General features: G+C 68.8%; 13 protein-coding genes and 1 other RNA gene. All 14 read left to right on the top strand.

What is annotated here, in order from left to right; genetic code table 11:
- Positions 1-271 precede the first annotated feature (271 nt).
- The 14 genes from Sp245p_RS04950 to ftsW all read left to right on the top strand — a co-directional run bounded on the left by Sp245p_RS04950 (position 272) and on the right by ftsW (position 16,152).
- Entirely contained in the window at positions 272-1,009 is a 738-nt protein-coding gene (locus tag Sp245p_RS04950) for a TerB family tellurite resistance protein (protein WP_014241207.1), read from the top strand.
- Between the two features lie 119 nt (positions 1,010-1,128).
- Positions 1,129-2,955 carry an ATP-binding cassette domain-containing protein gene (locus Sp245p_RS04945; protein WP_014241208.1) on the top strand — a complete coding sequence of 609 codons (1,827 nt, stop codon included), beginning with the start codon at positions 1,129-1,131 and terminating at the stop codon, positions 2,953-2,955.
- Positions 2,952-3,830, top strand: a complete 879-nt coding sequence (locus Sp245p_RS04940) for a DMT family transporter (protein WP_014241209.1) — start codon at positions 2,952-2,954, stop codon at positions 3,828-3,830. The genes Sp245p_RS04945 and Sp245p_RS04940 overlap by 4 nt, the downstream gene beginning before the upstream one ends.
- Before the next feature lie 7 nt (positions 3,831-3,837).
- Entirely contained in the window at positions 3,838-4,548 is a 711-nt protein-coding gene (locus tag Sp245p_RS04935) for an N-acetylmuramoyl-L-alanine amidase (RefSeq protein ID WP_014241210.1), read from the top strand.
- 62 nt (positions 4,549-4,610) lie between these two features.
- Positions 4,611-5,013: RNase P RNA component class A (gene rnpB, locus Sp245p_RS04930), an RNA gene on the top strand.
- 554 nt (positions 5,014-5,567) lie between these two features.
- Positions 5,568-6,065 (top strand): division/cell wall cluster transcriptional repressor MraZ, encoded by a 498-nt coding sequence (locus Sp245p_RS04925; protein ID WP_014241212.1) that lies wholly within the window; start codon positions 5,568-5,570, stop codon positions 6,063-6,065.
- Positions 6,062-7,072: a 16S rRNA (cytosine(1402)-N(4))-methyltransferase RsmH gene (rsmH, locus tag Sp245p_RS04920; RefSeq protein WP_014241213.1), complete on the top strand. Its 1,011-nt coding sequence runs from the start codon at positions 6,062-6,064 to the stop codon at positions 7,070-7,072. Before Sp245p_RS04925 ends, rsmH begins: the two co-directional genes overlap by 4 nt.
- Positions 7,069-7,788 carry a cell division protein FtsL gene (ftsL, locus tag Sp245p_RS04915; RefSeq protein ID WP_014241214.1) on the top strand — a complete coding sequence of 240 codons (720 nt, stop codon included), beginning with the start codon at positions 7,069-7,071 and terminating at the stop codon, positions 7,786-7,788. The genes rsmH and ftsL overlap by 4 nt, the downstream gene beginning before the upstream one ends.
- Positions 7,785-9,590, top strand: coding sequence for a peptidoglycan D,D-transpeptidase FtsI family protein (locus Sp245p_RS04910; protein WP_014241215.1), 1,806 nt, complete (start codon positions 7,785-7,787; stop codon positions 9,588-9,590). The genes ftsL and Sp245p_RS04910 overlap by 4 nt, the downstream gene beginning before the upstream one ends.
- Positions 9,571-11,025, top strand: a complete 1,455-nt coding sequence (locus Sp245p_RS04905; protein WP_211108811.1) for a UDP-N-acetylmuramoyl-L-alanyl-D-glutamate--2,6-diaminopimelate ligase — start codon at positions 9,571-9,573, stop codon at positions 11,023-11,025. The genes Sp245p_RS04910 and Sp245p_RS04905 overlap by 20 nt, the downstream gene beginning before the upstream one ends.
- A complete protein-coding gene (locus Sp245p_RS04900; RefSeq protein WP_014241217.1) occupies positions 11,022-12,518 on the top strand; it encodes a UDP-N-acetylmuramoylalanyl-D-glutamyl-2,6-diaminopimelate--D-alanyl-D-alanine ligase in 1,497 nt (498 codons plus the stop codon). Before Sp245p_RS04905 ends, Sp245p_RS04900 begins: the two co-directional genes overlap by 4 nt.
- A 10-nt stretch (positions 12,519-12,528) precedes the next feature.
- Positions 12,529-13,614: a phospho-N-acetylmuramoyl-pentapeptide-transferase gene (gene mraY / locus Sp245p_RS04895; RefSeq protein WP_014241218.1), complete on the top strand. Its 1,086-nt coding sequence runs from the start codon at positions 12,529-12,531 to the stop codon at positions 13,612-13,614.
- A gap of 13 nt (positions 13,615-13,627) precedes the next feature.
- Positions 13,628-15,031, top strand: a complete 1,404-nt coding sequence (gene murD / locus Sp245p_RS04890) for a UDP-N-acetylmuramoyl-L-alanine--D-glutamate ligase (RefSeq protein WP_014241219.1) — start codon at positions 13,628-13,630, stop codon at positions 15,029-15,031.
- Entirely contained in the window at positions 15,031-16,152 is a 1,122-nt protein-coding gene (ftsW, locus tag Sp245p_RS04885; RefSeq protein WP_173400344.1) for a putative lipid II flippase FtsW, read from the top strand. Before murD ends, ftsW begins: the two co-directional genes overlap by 1 nt.
- Positions 16,153-16,156 lie beyond the last annotated feature (4 nt).

Genomic DNA, 16,156 nt, shown 5'->3' with positions numbered 1-16,156 from the left:
TCCGCTTCCCCATCGGCGGCTTGGACCAGCCACCCTCTTTTGTTGCGGCGCAACATGGAGAAGACGGGACCAAAGGGCAAGGCCCCTGGCGACGACGGCACGACTCTGTTGCAGTGCAGCAACATCCCGCCCCGCCGGAAAATCCCGTACCCCCAACGGATGAAAAGGGCGCGGCGCGCGAAGATTTTGGGAAACAACGAAAAAGTATGGGCCGGTTGGCGCGGTGCCGGACTGCCGGTATGCTGCTCCCGCGGGCGAAAGGCGGATAAAAATGAGCATCTGGGGCAGCGTCCTGGGCGGGGCGGCCGGTTTCACCATCGGCGGGCCGATCGGGGGCCTGATCGGTCTTGCCGCCGGTTACGCGGTGGGGCGCGGCATCCGCGGCCTGTGCGGCCCGGCGGACGCCACCAAGTCCATCGCCTTCACCATCGGCGTGATCGCCCTGTCGGCGAAGATGGCCCGCGCCGACGGCGTGGTGAAGCGGGTGGAGGTGGACACCTTCAAGCGCCTGTTCCGCGTCCCGCCGGAGGAGCTGGACACGGTGGGCCACGTCTTCGACCTCGCCCGCAAGGACACCCACGGCTTCGAGGAATACGCCCAGCAGATCGCCGGCCTGTTCGAGGACCGCCGCGCCGTTCTGGAGGAACTGCTCGACAGCCTGCTGGCCATCGCCGAGGCCGACGACGAGCTGCACGAGACGGAAGTCGAGTATCTGCGCACGGTCGCCCACATCTTCGGTTTCACCGACGAGGAGTTCGAGCGCATCGTCGCCGGCCACCACATCGCCGGCACGCCGAACGAGACCGATCCCTACGGCGTGCTCGGCGTCTCCCGCCGGGCCAGCGACGAAGCGATCAAGGCCGCGCACCGCCGCTTGGTGCGCGAGCATCATCCGGACGTGCTGATCGCCCAGGGCATGCCGCAGGAGTTCGTGGATCTGGCGACGCAGAAGGTCGCCGCCATCAACGCCGCCTTCGACCGGATCGAGAAGGAGCGCGCGCGCGGGTAAAGTCAGGCGTCGCGCCTTCCTGCCCTGCCGACGCATCCCCGCCCCGGCGCAATCGGGTGTCGCGAGCCTGCGGACCGCACGCTATATAAGCACACCTCCGCACACCGTACCGTTGGGTCATGGCTCCTCCCGCTCCGATCACCGCGCTCCAGGGCGTGTCCGTCACCTTCGGTGGCCGTCCGCTGTTCGAAACCATCGACCTGTCCATCGGGCGGGGCGACAAGGCCTGTCTGGTCGGGCGGAACGGGTCCGGCAAATCGACGCTGATGAAGGTGCTGGCTGGCATGATCCAGCCGGACGGCGGCACCGTCTTCACCCAGCCGGGCGCCCGCATCGCCTATTTGCCGCAGGAGCCGGACTTCACCGGCTGCGCCACCGTCCACGACTACGTCGCCGCCGGCCTGCCCGCCGACGAGCGGGACGAGACGCACCGGGTGGACGCCGTGCTGGACCGGCTCCAGGTGCCCGGCCATCTCGACCCCAACACGCTGTCGGGCGGCGAGGCGCGGCGCACGGCGCTGGCCCGCACGCTGGTCGGCGCCCCCGACGTCATGCTGCTGGACGAGCCGACCAACCACCTCGACCTCCCCACCATCGAGTGGCTGGAGGAGGAACTGCTGGCCTACCGCGGCGGTCTGCTGCTGATCTCGCACGACCGCAGCTTCCTGAACCGGCTGGCCAAGCGCACGCTGTGGCTGGACCGCGGCACGGTGCGCGCCACCGACCGCGGCTTCGCCGAGTTCGAGACCTGGCAGGCCGAGGTGTTCGAATCGGAGGAGATTGCCGCCCAGAAGCTCGACCGCAAGATCGAAGGCGAGATGAAATGGCTGCGCGAGGGCATCTCGGCCCGGCGCACCCGCAACATGGGCCGCGTGCGCGCCCTGCTCCAGCTCCGCACCGACCGCGCCGAGCGCATCAAGGGTGGCCAGCAGGCCAAGCTCGCCGTCGCCGAGGCCGAGCGCGGCGGGCGCTTGGTCATCGAGGCCGAGCGCATCTCCAAGGGCTTCGACACGGCGGACGGCCGCAAGACCATCGTCAACGACTTCTCCACCCGCATCCTGCGCGGCGACCGGGTCGGGCTGATCGGGCCGAACGGCGCCGGCAAGACCACCCTGCTGAAGATGCTGACCGGCCAGATGGAGCCCGACGAGGGCACGGTCCGGCTGGGCACCAACATGGAAACCGCCTATTTCGACCAACGGCGCGACGGGCTGGACCCCGAGGACACCATCCGCAAGGTGCTCTGCCCCTTTGGCGGCGACAGCGTGATGGTCAACGGCCAGCCGCGCCACGTTGCCGGCTACATGCGCGACTTCCTGTTCGACACGCGCCAGCTCGACAGCCCGGTCAAGGCGCTGTCCGGCGGAGAGCGCAACCGGCTGCTGCTCGCCCGGCTGTTCGCGCGGCCCAGCAATATGATGATCCTCGACGAGCCGACCAACGACCTCGACATGGACACGCTGGACCTGCTGGAGGATGTGCTCGGCGACTACCAGGGCACGCTGCTGCTGGTCAGCCACGACCGCGACTTCCTCGACCGGCTGGTCACCAGCACCATCGCGGTGGAGGGGGACGGCGTGATCGCCGAATATCCCGGCGGCTACTCCGACTATCTGGTGCAGCGCCCGCCGCCCAAGGAGAAGGCCGCCGCCCCGGCCAAGGCGAAGCCCGCTGCCGCTCCGGCGGCCGCCAAGCCGAAGGGCAAGCTGAGCTACAAGGACCAGCGGGAGCTGGACGACCTGCCCGCCCGCATGGACAAGCTGACCGCGGAGGTGGCGAAGCTCGAAGCGGCGCTGGCCGATCCCGACCTGTTCGCCCGCGACGCCGCCAAGTTCCAGAAGACGTCCGATCAGTTGCAGGCGAAACAAAACGAGCTGGCCGCCGCCGAGGAGCGCTGGCTGGAGCTGGAGGCCCTGCGCGAGGAGCTGGAAGGCGGCCGCGGATGAGTCTGCGCGACTCGCTGCTGGCGCTCCTGGTCATGGCGATCTGGGGCCTGAACTTCGTTGTCGCCAAATGGGGACTGGCCGAGTTCCCGCCGCTGTTCATCATGGCCCTGCGCTTCATCGCGGTGGCGGCGCTGATCCTGCCCTTCAAGCGAATCCCGTGGAGCGCGGTGCGGCCCATCGCGATTCTGTCGGTGACGCTGGGGACCGTGCATTTTCCGCTGATGTTCACCGGGCTGAACGGCATCGACGCGGCCACCGCCTCGCTGGCCGCGCAGGCGCAGGTGCCCTTCTCCTCCCTGCTGGCCGCACTGATCTTCAAGGACAAGCTGGGCTGGCGCCGGGCCATCGGCATGGCCGCGGCCTTCGCCGGCGTCGCGGTGATCGCGGGGGAGCCGCGGCTGTCCGGATCGCTGGTGCCGCTGTTCATGATCCTGGGCGCCAGCTTCGCCTTCGCCGTCGCCAGCATCCAGATGAAGATGATCGTCGGGGTGGACGGCTTCGCGCTGAACGGCTGGATGGCGCTGTTCGCCGCCCCGCAGCTGCTCCTGCTCTCCTTCCTGTTCGAGGAGGGGCAGATGGCCGCGCTCACCGACGCCACCCTGTGGGGCTGGGGCTCCGTCGCCTACATGGCGGTGGGCGTGACCATGGGCGCCTATGGGATGTGGTACCCGCTGCTGCGCAAATACTCGGTCAACCAGACCATGCCCTTCCTGCTGACCGTGCCGGTCTTCGGCGTTCTGGCGGGCGTTCTGCTGATGGACGATCCCTTCACGCTCCGTCTGGTCCTGGGCGGGCTGTTGACCGTGGGCGGCATGGCCGTCATCGTGAAGCGGCGCCCCACGGCGCTGGCGGAGAAGGTGACGAATCCGACCTGAGGACACCATGATGCGCACGGGCACCGGATGCATCGACCGCCCTTCCCCCAACCACGGGCCGCGGCCCGAGGGGGTGGTAGTGGAGCTGCTGATCCTCCATTACACGGGGATGCCCACCGCCGAGTCGGCGCTGACCCGGCTGTGCGAGCCCGCCGCCCAGGTCAGCGCCCACTACACGGTGGACGAGGACGGTACCGTCTACGCCCATGTGCCGGAGGACCGCCGCGCCTGGCACGCCGGCCTGTCCTCCTGGAGGGGGCAGGCCGACGTGAACAGCCGCTCCATCGGAATCGAGATCGTCAATCCGGGGCACGAGTTCGGCTACCGCCCCTTCCCCGCCGTCCAGATGGCCGCCGTGGCCGATCTCTGCCTCGACATCATGGGCCGGCATGGAATCGCACCGGCCGATGTGCTCGGCCACAGCGACATCGCGCCCGCCCGCAAGGAGGACCCCGGCGAGCTGTTCGACTGGCCGGGGCTGGCCGCGCGCGGAATCGGGCTGTGGCCCCAGCCAACCGCGGTGGACGACACGCCGATCGACTCGGCGGAGTCTGCAGAGGATGTGGCGGCGCTTCTGGGACGCTATGGGTACGACACCGCCGAATCGCGGGTCCTGCTGTCCTTCCAGCGCCATTTCCACCCCGAACGCCTGACCGGGAAGCCCGATCCGGAAACGCTGCGCCGCCTGCGCGCGCTGCTGCGGATGACCGGGCGCTGAGAATCCGAATCGCCTCCGAACACCGTTGCGAATCGAACGGCGACTCTGTACACAGTGCCGCGCCAGATGGCCGGATGGCCGCCTTCGACCTTTTAGATCGGGGGAGGAAAGTCCGGGCTCCACGGAAACACGGTGCCGGCTAACGGCCGGCGGGGGCGACCCTAGGGAAAGTGCCACAGAGAGCAAACCGCCACCGGCCTCGTGCCGGCGGTAAGGGTGAAAGGGTGCGGTAAGAGCGCACCGCGCGCCTGGCAACAGGGGCGGCACGGTAAACCCCACCGGGAGCAAGACCGAATAGGGGCGGCACGGCCCGCCATCTCTTAGGAGATGGTCTGGGGCCAAGCGCGTTTCCGCGCCGCCGCCCGGGTTGGTTGCGTGAGGCGCCGGGCAACCGGCGTCCCAGATGAATGGCCATCCATCAGGGTAACCTGAGGACAAAACCCGGCTTACAGGCCATCTGGCGTTTATCCCCACCACCTCCGGATCACCGGACCACCCCTTTTCCGCGGCGCGGGACTGGGATGGCGCCCCCTTGTCCACAGATGTCCCCAGCTTCATCCACAGCCGGTGGATAACTGTGGGGCAAATTCCCATGCCGTCCCATGCCCCACCACGGCAGGTTACCCCAGCAGGCTATACCATTCGTAGGGTGCGATTCGCCTTTATGGAAAGCCACATGGTGGGAACCATTCGCGGGACTCACGGAACATCCTGCGAACTCTGTGGGGCAACGCCGCGTAATCGCTCATTAGCGCGCTGGTATATTGCCGATTCTCGCCGATTCGGTTCACCTATTTGCACGCTGGCAACACATCGCCCCAAAAGTCTTGACAGCACCATATGAATACTGGAGGGGGCGTTGACGCCCAAACTGTCCCATGCTATCCCATGAAAGCCCAGTTCGGAGGGGGAACTACCCAACCAAGGTAGCCAAACCGGGCGCGTTCAGCGGCAAGAGCGGATAGGGCTTCGCGACGGCGAAGACCGGCAACGGGATAAGGGGGGCGTTCGTCAGGCCGATGGCCATTTTCCTGTCCACATACGTCAACAAAGTTGACAGGAAAGGCCGCTGCTCCATCCCGGCGCAGTTCCGGCAGTCGCTTGCCAAGACGTCGGCTCCCGGCACCGTCTATCTCTGGCCTTCGCTGAATCATCAGGCGCTGGAAGGCGCCGATCAGGATTATCTCGACGTGCTTTCCGAAAGCTTGGAATCCCCCGATCTGGATTCGGACGAGCGCGACATGATCGAGACCTTCATCTTCGGCAAGCTGATCCCCGTCTCGCTGGACACCGAAGGCCGGATCGTCCTGCCCAAGGAACTCGCCGAGTTCGCCGGAATCGACGAGGAAGCCGCCTTCATCGGCCGCCGCAAGACCTTCCAGATCTGGGAGCCCGGCGCCCTGAAGGCCCATGAACAGACGCTGCGCGACCAGGTCGTGCGCAAGGACATTTCGCTGAGCCAGATCGTCGCCAAGGCGTCCCGCGCCGCCGCCGGCCGGGCAGGGGAGGGCGCATGATCGTGAAGCCCCCTGGCCCCGCTCCCACCGCCGCCGTCCCGGCTTCCCCCCACATCTCCGTCCTGCTGAACGAGGTCGTGGACGCGCTCTCCCCGCGCGACGGCGGCGTCTATGTGGACGGCACCTTCGGCGCCGGCGGCTATTCCCGCGCGATTCTCGATCGTGCCGACTGCCGGGTCTGGGGAATCGACCGTGATCCCGAAGCCATCGAGCGCGGCCGCCAGCTCGCCCTCGCCTATCCGGGCCGGCTGGAGATCGTCGAAGGCCGATTCGGCGACATGGACCGGCTGCTCGCCGGGCACGGCGTCGAATCGGTGGACGGCGTGGCGCTGGACATCGGCGTCTCCTCCCCGCAGATCGACGAACCGGAGCGCGGCTTCTCCTTCCGATTCGACGGTCCGCTCGACATGCGGATGGGACGCGATGGGCCGACCGCCGCCGACGTGGTGAACACCGCCACCCAGGACGAGCTGGCCGACATCATCTTCCATTACGGCGAGGAGCGCATGGCCCGCCGCGTGGCCCGCGCCATCATCGCCGCGCGTCTGGACACCCCGTTCGCGCGCACCAAGCAGCTGGCCGACGTGGTACGGTCGGTGGTGCCGAAGGGGAAGGGCGACGCCATCGACCCGGCGACCCGCACCTTCCAGGCGCTGCGCATCCATGTGAACGATGAGCTGGGCGAGCTGCGCCGCGGCCTCGCCGCCGCCGAATCCCTTCTGAAGCCCGGCGGCCGTCTCGCCGTCGTCTCCTTCCATTCGCTGGAGGACCGGGAAGTGAAGACGTTCCTGAAGGAACGCTCCTCGCCCCCGCCCTCCCCGTCCCGACACGCGCCGAGCCTTGCGGCGGACGCGCGCTCCCCATCCTTCCGGCTCCTGTCGCGCAAGCCCATCGTGCCGACGGACCAGGAAGCCCACAGCAACCCACGCGCGCGCTCTGCCCGGCTGCGCGCGGCTGAACGCACGGCGGCGCCGGCCTATCCGGCGCCCGGCAAGGAGGCGGCATGAAATACAAATCCGCACTTTTCTGGGGTGGCCTGATCGCCGCCGCCGGCTTCGTCCTGTTCGAGACCAGCTACGAGGTTCAGGAGCTGGAGGAAAAGCTGGGCTCGCTCAACCGCAAGATCATGGTGGAGCAGGAGGCCATCCAGGTCCTCAAGGCCGAGTGGAGCTTCCTCAACGACCCGACCCGTCTCGAGAATCTGTCGCGCGAGCATCTGGCGCTGCAGCCGACCGAGGCGCGCCAGTTCGTGGCGATGAACATCGTGCCGATGCGCCCCTCCCCCACCGTCGCGCCGGAGGAGGCCCCGCTGCCGCCGATGGTCCGCAACCAGACGCCGGGCAAGGCGCCGAACGTGGCGACGGCCTCGACCGGGGACAGCGTCGTGGGCGGCGGCGCCATCGTTCAGGGTGGCATTCAGGGCGGCGTGATCATTCCGGCCTCGGCCTCGCCGATCAAGCCGGCCCCGATCAAGCCCTCGGCCATCGTGCCCGCCTCGGCCAAGGTCCCGCCCCTGCCCTCCGCCGCCAAGTCCGCCCCGGCTCCGGTGGTAACGACCAAGCCGACGGAGGTCGCCACCAAGCCGCCGGTCACCTCCCGGACGCTGGCGCCGCCCGCGGCCCGTCCGCAGCCGCAGCAGGCCGGCTTCCAAGCCGCCCCGCCGCCGGCCGCCCCGCATGACAGCATCGGTCTTCTCGTCGCCCGTCTCGGAGCCAACCGATGAGCGTTCCGCCGCCCGGCATCGATCCCGCGCACGGCGCCTACAGCGTTCCGCCCCCGGCTTCCAAGCCGCGGACGTCGCTGTCGGTCGCGCTGGAGCAGAGCCGGAACCGGTTGATGGTGACCGCGGCCATGGTCGCCGTGGTCTTTTCCGCCATCGGCGTGAAGCTGGTGGACGCGACGCTGTTCAACCATGCGGCGGAGCCGCGCCCGCGCATGGCCGCGGAGGTCGACGCCCCGCCGGTCAACCGCGCCGACATCGTGGACCGCAACGGCAACCTGCTGGCGACCTCGCTCGCCACGCAGTCGCTCTACGCCGACCCGAAGCTGATCAGCCGCCCGGACGAGGTGGCGCGCAAGCTGACCACCGCCCTGCCCGAGCTGGACTACAAGGACCTGCTGACCAAGCTCAGCGGCGACAAGCGGTTCGTCTGGATCAAGCGCAACCTGACGCCCAAGCAGCAGGCGGCGGTGTTCCGGCTCGGCCTGCCCGGCGTCTATTTCGAACGGGAGGAGCGCCGCTTCTACCCGGCCTCCAACCTGACCTCGCATCTGGTCGGCTTCACCGGCGTGGACAACAACGGCCTCGCCGGGCTGGAGCAGCAGTTCAACAAGCGGCTGACCACCGACCCGAAGCCGCTGCAGCTGTCGATCGACCTGCGCCTTCAGCACATCATGAAGAAGGAATTGCAGACGACGATCGACGAGTTCAGCGCCATCGGCGCCACCGGCATCATTTATGATGTCCGCAACGGCGAAGTCATGTCGATGGTCTCGCTGCCCGATTTCGACCCGCACAACCCGACGGGACTTGACCCGGACACGCTGTTCAACCGCGCGACGCTCGGCGTGTACGAGATGGGCTCCACCTTCAAGATCTTCAACACGGCGATGTCGCTGGATTCGGGCAAGATCCGCGTCTCCGACACCTTCGACACGATCAACAACATCCAGGTCGGCCGCTTCACGATCCGCGAATACCACCCCTTTCGCCACAACCTGACGGTGGCCGAGGTGTTCCAGGAATCGTCGAACCTGGGCTCGGTGCGCATGGCCATGTCGCTGGGCGTGCAGCACCAGAAGTCCTTCATGACCAAGCTGGGCATGACCCGCCCGACCTCACTGGAGCTGCCGGAGAACGGTTGGCCGCTGGTGCCGAACCCGTGGCGTGAGGTCAACACCATGACCATCTCCTTCGGCCACGGCATGTCGGTCAGCCCGATGCACACGGTCAACGCCGCCGCCTCGATCATCAACGGCGGCGTGCTCCACCCGCCGACCCTGCTGAAGCGCGACCCCGCGGTCGAGGTGCCGGGCGAGCAGGTCATCAGCCCGAAGACCTCGGCGATGATGCGCCGCCTGTTCCGCTTCGTGGTCACCGACGGCACGGCGAAGTCGGCCAACGCCAAGGGCTACGTCGTCGGCGGGAAGACCGGCACGGCGGAGAAGCAGAAGGGCCGGAGCTACGTCCGGAACTCCCGCATGTCGTCGTTCCTCGGCGCCTTCCCGATGCACGACCCGCGCTACATCGTCTATGTCCTGGTGGACGAGCCGAAGGGCACCAAGAAGACCTACGGCTTCGCCACCGGCGGCTGGGTCGCCGCTCCCGCGGTCGGCCGGATCGTGAAGCAGATCGGCCCGCTGCTGGGCGTCCAGCCGGTGGACGAGGCTTCCCCCGACGTCATCAACGCCACCTACATCAACACCGCCGGTCAGACGACCCCGCCCGCACCGCCGCCTCCGCCCGCGCAACCGAAAGGCAGCACCGTTGCTTCTGTCCCACCTGCTGGCAACAAGCCGCGCTGACGCTGCGTCCTCCTCCGTCGAGGTGCCAGCCGTCCAAGTGACCGGGTTGACCGCGGACAGCCGCGCGGTCAGGCCCGGTTTCGTCTTTGCCGCCCTGCCGGGCGCGAAGGCGGACGGGCGCGCCTTCATCGCCGACGCGCTCGCCAAGGGCGCCGTCGCGGTGGTGGCGCCCGTCGGGACCGCCCTGCCCGCCGGCAGCGCCGCGACGCTGATTGCGGACGAGCAGCCGCGCCGCCTTTTCGCCCGCCTCGCCGCCGCCTTCCACGGGCGGCAGCCGGACACCGTGGTGGCGGTGACGGGGACCAACGGCAAGACCTCCACCGTGCAGTTCGCCCGCCAGATGTGGGACCTGATGGGCCTGAAGGCGGCCAGCCTGGGCACGCTGGGGCTGATCGGGCCGGGGCTGGACGATTACGGCGGGATGACCACACCGGACCCGGTGTCGCTCCATCGCGACCTCGCCGTCGTCAAGGACAAGGGGATCGAGCATCTGGCGATGGAGGCGTCCAGCCACGGGCTGGAGCAGTTCCGTCTCGACGGCGTGACCCTCAAGGCCGCGGGCTTCACCAACCTGACCCGCGACCATCTGGACTATCACGGCACCATGGAGGCCTATCTCCAGGCCAAGGCGATGCTGTTCGGACGGGTGTTGCCCGATGGGGGAACCGCCGTCCTGAACGCCGACAGCGGCACCTTCGCCGAACTTGCCGGGATTTGTTCACAGCGCGGTCACCGCGTCTTCGGATACGGTCTGGCCGGTCGCGAGATCCGGGTGAACGGGGTCGAGCCGCTGGCCCACGGCCAGCGCCTGGATCTGACGGTCCTGGGCCGCGACATCACCGTGGACCTGCCGCTGGCGGGCCGCTTCCAGGCGTGGAACGTGCTGTGCGCGCTCGGCCTGGTGATCGGCTCCGGCGCGGACCGTGACGAGGCTCTCGCCACCCTGACCCGCCTGGAAGGCGTGCCGGGGCGCCTGCAGCACGTCGCCACCCACCCCTGCGGGGCGGCGGTCTATGTCGATTTCGCCCACACGCCCGACGCGCTGGAAACGGTGCTGCTGGCGCTGAAGCAGCACGCCCGAAACCGCCTGATCGCGGTGTTCGGGTGCGGCGGCGACCGCGACCGCGGGAAGCGGCCGGTGATGGGGGAGCTGGCCGGCCGTCTGGCTGACCGCGCCATCGTCACCGACGACAACCCGCGCACCGAGGTGCCGGCGGCCATCCGCAAGGAGGTCCTGGCGGGCCACCCGGCCCTGGAGGAGATCGGCGACCGGCGCGAGGCCATCCGCGCCGCCGTCCGCAGCCTTCGGCCCGGTGACGTCCTGGTCATCGCCGGCAAGGGACATGAGCATGGTCAGATCGTCGGGACGGAAGTCCTTCCCTTCGACGACGCGACCGAGGCACGAGCCGCCGTGGCAGAGGTTGGAGCAGCATGAGCGAGGCCAAGACCGTCCTGTGGACCGCCGAGGACGCCGCCGCCGCCACCAGCGGTCAGGCGACCCGCTCCTGGGCGGCGACCGGGGTCAGCATCGACAGCCGCAAGGTGGCGCCGGGCGACCTGTTCGTCGCCATCAAGGGGCCGAACTTCGACGGGCACGACTTCGTGGCGAAGGCGCTGGAGGCCGGCGCCGCCGCGGCGCTGGTCAGCACCGTGCCGCCCGGCGTGCCGGGCGACGCCTCCCTTCTGGCGGTGGAGCAGGACACGCTGGCGGCGCTGGGCGATCTCGGCCACGTCGCGCGGCTGCGCACCCAGGCCAAGGTGGTGGGCGTCACCGGCTCGGTCGGCAAGACCAGCACCAAGGAGGCGCTGCGCCACGTCCTGTCGGCGCAGGGCCGCACCTTCGCCACCGAAGGCAGCCTGAACAACCATTGGGGCGTGCCCCTGTCGCTGGCCCGCATGCCGGAGGACAGCGAGTTCGGCGTGTTCGAGCTGGGCATGAACCACGCCGGGGAGCTTGGACCGCTGTCGCGGCAGGTCATGCCAGACGTCGCGGTCATCACCACGGTCGAGGCGGCCCATCTGGAGTTCTTCGACTCCGTCGAGGCGATCGCCGACGCCAAGGCCGAGATCTTCGAGGGCATGAACCCCAACGGCGTCGCCGTGCTGAACCGCGACAACCCGCATTTCGCACGCCTGCTCGCCGCCGCGCGGACCCAGGGGCTGAGCCGCATCTGGAGCTTCGGCTCCCACGCCGACGCCGACGCGCGTCTGGTGGACTGCTCGCTGCACGCCACCTGCAGCGCGGTGACCGCGATCGTCCGGGGCGAGCGCATCCAATACTGCCTGGCCTTGCCCGGCCGGCATTGGGTGATGAACAGCCTCGCCGTGCTGCTGGCGGTCAAGGCGCTGGGCGCCGACGTCGCCGCGGCGGCCCGCGCGCTGTCGACCATCGCGCCGGTCAAGGGCCGCGGCACGCGCAAGCGCGTCCAGGCCGCGCGGGGCGCCTTCACCCTGATCGACGAGAGCTACAACGCCAGCCCCGCCGCCATGACCGCGACCTTCGCGGTGCTCGGCAAGATCGACCCCGGCGCCGGCGGCCGTCGCCTCGCCGTGCTGGGCGACATGCGGGAACTGGGCGACCGCGCCGACGCCCTGCACGCCGCGCTGGCCGAACCGCTGCGCGCTGCGCGTGTGGACGCGGTCTACGCCTGCGGCCCGCACATGCGCGCCCTGTTCGACCGCCTGCCCGCCGCCATGCGCGGCGCCTGGACGGAGACCAGCGCCGAGCTGGCCCCTCTCCTGGCCGGTGCGGTGCGCGGCGGCGACGTGGTGCTGATCAAGGGTTCGCTGGGCAGCCGCATGGCGACGGTGGTGGACGCCCTGTCCGCCCTGGACACCAAAGACAGCAAACAAACCGAAAAGAACAACAACGGCTCCTCGCCCGCGGCTGACACGGATCAGACCGCGGCGCACGGGCACAAAGGCTGACCGCTTCACGATGCTCTACAACCTGCTCTTCCCCCTGGCGGACGTCTTCACGCCGTTCAACCTGTTCCGGTATCTGACCTTCCGGACGGGAGGCGCGGTGCTGACGGCGCTCGTCATCAGCTTCGTGTTCTTTCCGCGCCTGATCGCGTGGCTGAAACGCAAGCAGGGCGAGGGCCAGCCGATCCGCTCCGACGGGCCGGAAAGCCATATGAAGAAGAAGGGCACGCCCACCATGGGCGGCCTGATGATCCTGATCGCCGTGTCGATCAGCACGCTGCTGTGGGTCGACCTGACCAACGCCTACACCTGGATCGTGCTGCTGGTGACGATCGGCTACGGGCTGATCGGCTTCGGCGACGACTACCTGAAGCTGACCAAGCGCAACACCAAGGGCCTGTCGGGCCGCTTCCGCCTGACCTGGGAGATCATCATCGGCGTCTCCGCCGCCGCCGCCATCATGTATGTGTCGGCGCCGCCGCTGTCCGGCGGTCTGGCCGTGCCCTTCGTGAAGGATTTCCTGATCCAGCTCTCCTGGTTCTTCATCCCCGTCGGCGCCTTCGTCATGGTCGGCGCCTCGAACGCGGTGAACCTGACCGACGGGCTGGACGGGCTGGCCATCGTGCCGACGATGATCGCGGCGGGCTGCTTCGGCCTGATCGCCTATCTGACCGGCAACGCGATCTTCGCCAACTATCTCCAGATCCACCATGTGCCCGGTGCTGGTGAGCTTGCCGTTTTCTGCGGGGCTCTGGTCGGTGCGGGGATCGGTTTCCTCTGGTACAACGCGCCCCCCGCCATGGTCTTCATGGGCGACACCGGCTCGCTGGCCCTCGGCGGCGCGCTGGGAGCCGTCAGCGTGGTCACCAAGCACGAGATCGTGCTGGCGATCATCGGCGGCCTGTTCGTGCTGGAGACCGTGTCGGTGATCGTCCAGGTCGCCTCGTTCAAGCTGACCGGAAAGCGGGTGTTCCGCATGGCGCCTCTGCACCATCACTTCGAGAAGAAGGGATGGGCGGAGTCCACCGTGGTCATCCGCTTCTGGATCATCGCCTCCATCCTGGCCCTGGTCGGCCTGTCCACGCTGAAGCTCCGGTAAGGGTCGCCGCCCGATGATCAACCTGTTCTACATGGAAGGACTGCCGGTGGCGGTCATGGGGCTGGGCAAGTCGGGCCTCGCCACGGCGGAGGCGCTGACCCAGAGCGGCGCCGACGTCTGGGTGTGGGACGACAATGAGTCCAGCCGCGCCGCCGCGCTGAGCAAGGGCTACAAGGTCGTCGACCTGACCACCGCGGACCTGACCGAGCTGACCACCATCGTCTGGTCGCCGGGCATCCCGCACACCCACCCGAAGCCCCACCCGGTGGCCCTGCGCGCCCGCGCCGCGAACATCGAGCTGGTCTGCGACATCGAGCTGCTGGCCCGGTCGGAGCGTGATTCGGCCTACATCGGCATCACCGGCACCAACGGGAAGTCCACCACCACCACCCTGATCGGCCATGTGATGGAGGCCGCCGGGCGGCGCATCGCGGTGGGCGGCAACCTGGGCACCCCGGCGCTGACCTTCCCCTCCGTCGGGGCCGGCGGCAGCTACGTTCTGGAGATGTCAAGCTACCAGCTTGAGCTGACCTACTCGATCACCTTCGACGTGGCGGTGCTGCTCAACATCACGCCGGACCATCTGGCCCGGCACGGCGGCATGGACGGCTACGTCGCCGCGAAGAAACTGATCTTCCACCGCCAGACCAAGCCGCGCACCGCGGTGATCGGCGTGGACGACCCGACCTGCCGGGCGATCTGGGAGGACCTCAAGGCCAAGGGCGACCAAGTGATCTGGCCGGTCTCCGCCCTGGGTTCGGTGGCCGGCGGCGTCTACGCCGCGGACGGCTGGCTGGTCGACGACACCTTCGGCGCCGCGGAGCGCGTGGCCGAGCTTGCCGCCTTCCCGGCGCTGCTCGGCACGCACAACTGGCAGAACGCCGCCGCGGCCTATGCCGCCTGCAAGGCGGCGGGCGTGCCGGCCCCGGCCATCGTCGCCGCCATGACCACCTTCCCCGGCCTCGCCCACCGCCAGCAGTTGGTGCGGACCATCGACGGCGTGCGCTTCGTCAACGACAGCAAGGCGACCAACGCCGACGCGACGGAGAAGGCGCTGGCGACCTTCGACCCGATCTACTGGATCCTCGGTGGTCAGGCGAAGGAGACCGGTCTGGACGGGCTGGAGGCCTACGCACCGCGCGTCCGCCACGCCTTCCTGATCGGCGAGGCGTCGGACCGTTTCGCCGCGTGGCTGGAGGCCAACAAGGTCCCGCACACCCGCTGCGGCACGCTGGACGTGGCGGTCAACGCCGCGGCTGAGCTGGCGCTGGCCGAAGCGCTGCCCGGCGCCTGCGTGCTGCTGTCGCCGGCCTGCGCCTCCTGGGACCAGTTCGCGAATTTCGAGAAGCGCGGCGCTGCCTTCGCCGACGCCGTGAACCGCCTCGAAGGCAACGCCGCTCCGGAGGACCGCGCCTGATGATGACCTTCGACCGCACCGACCAATCCATCTTCGGCCGCTGGTGGTGGACGGTCGACCGCTGGCAGCTCGCCGCGCTGGCGGTGCTGATGGCGCTCGGCACGGTCCTGATCACCGCAGCCAGCCCGCCGGTGGCGGAGCGCATCGGCATCCAGGACACCTTCTACTTCGTCGAACGCCATCTGATGATGCTGATCCCCAGCGTCGCCATCATGTGCGGCGTCTCGCTGCTCAGCCCACGCGGCGTGCGGCGGGCGGCGCTGGCGGTCTTCCTGATTTCGGTGGCGCTGGTCTACGCGACGCTGGTCGTCGGCGTCGAGATCAAGGGCGCGCGGCGCTGGATTCACATCCCCGGCCTGTCGATCCAGCCGTCGGAGTTCGTGAAGCCGGCCTTCGCGGTGGTCGGGGCGTGGCTGTTCTCGCTGTCGCGCACCAACCCCGGTTTTCCCGGCACGATCCTGTCGATCCTGCTCTACGGCCTCACCGTCGGCGGCCTGCTGCTCCAGCCCGACCTGGGCATGACGGTGGTGGTGTCGGCGGTGTGGTTCTCGCAGTTCTTCCTGGCCGGGCTGAACATCATGCTGGTCGGCGGGCTCGGCGTGCTGGGCGTCGCCGGTCTCGTCGGCGCCTACTTCACGCTGCCGCACGTCCACAGCCGCATCAACCGCTTCCTCGACCCGTCGAGCGGCGACACCTATCAGGTCAGCCGTTCGCTGGAGGCCTTCGCCAACGGCGGGCTGATGGGCACGGGGCCCGGCCAGGGAACGGTGAAGTATTCGCTGCCGGACAGCCACGCCGACTTCATCTTCGCCGTCGCCGGCGAGGAGATGGGGCTGATCTTCTGCCTGATCATCATCATCCTGTTCGCCTTCATCGTGCTGCGCGGCTTCGCGCGGGTGTTCAACGACACCAACTACTTCGTGCTGCTGGCGGCGAGCGGCCTGCTGATCCAGTTCGGCCTGCAGGCGGCGATCAACATGGGCTCCGCCCTGCATCTGATGCCGACCAAGGGCATGACGCTGCCCTTCATCTCCTACGGCGGCTCCTCGCTGCTGGCGCTGGGCTTCGGCATGGGGATGGTGCTGGCGCTGACCCGCAAGCGCTTCGGCCCGGCGGAGTGACGAC

It is taken from the genome of Azospirillum baldaniorum (genome assembly GCF_003119195.2).
GTDB classification, from domain to species: Bacteria; Pseudomonadota; Alphaproteobacteria; order Azospirillales; family Azospirillaceae; genus Azospirillum; species Azospirillum baldaniorum.
This window is presented reverse-complemented; position numbering and strand designations above follow the sequence as displayed.

Coding starts and splice junctions, on each gene's coding strand:
- Sp245p_RS04945 (WP_014241208.1), top strand. CDS start 1,129: ATGGCTCCTCCCGCTCCGATCACCGCGCTCCAGGGCGTGTCCGTCACC.
- mraY (WP_014241218.1), top strand. CDS start 12,529: ATGCTCTACAACCTGCTCTTCCCCCTGGCGGACGTCTTCACGCCGTTC.
- rsmH (WP_014241213.1), top strand. CDS start 6,062: ATGATCGTGAAGCCCCCTGGCCCCGCTCCCACCGCCGCCGTCCCGGCT.
- Sp245p_RS04910 (WP_014241215.1), top strand. CDS start 7,785: ATGAGCGTTCCGCCGCCCGGCATCGATCCCGCGCACGGCGCCTACAGC.
- Sp245p_RS04940 (WP_014241209.1), top strand. CDS start 2,952: ATGAGTCTGCGCGACTCGCTGCTGGCGCTCCTGGTCATGGCGATCTGG.
- Sp245p_RS04925 (WP_014241212.1), top strand. CDS start 5,568: ATGGCCATTTTCCTGTCCACATACGTCAACAAAGTTGACAGGAAAGGC.
- Sp245p_RS04900 (WP_014241217.1), top strand. CDS start 11,022: ATGAGCGAGGCCAAGACCGTCCTGTGGACCGCCGAGGACGCCGCCGCC.
- ftsW (WP_173400344.1), top strand. CDS start 15,031: ATGATGACCTTCGACCGCACCGACCAATCCATCTTCGGCCGCTGGTGG.
- ftsL (WP_014241214.1), top strand. CDS start 7,069: ATGAAATACAAATCCGCACTTTTCTGGGGTGGCCTGATCGCCGCCGCC.
- murD (WP_014241219.1), top strand. CDS start 13,628: ATGATCAACCTGTTCTACATGGAAGGACTGCCGGTGGCGGTCATGGGG.
- Sp245p_RS04935 (WP_014241210.1), top strand. CDS start 3,838: ATGATGCGCACGGGCACCGGATGCATCGACCGCCCTTCCCCCAACCAC.
- Sp245p_RS04950 (WP_014241207.1), top strand. CDS start 272: ATGAGCATCTGGGGCAGCGTCCTGGGCGGGGCGGCCGGTTTCACCATC.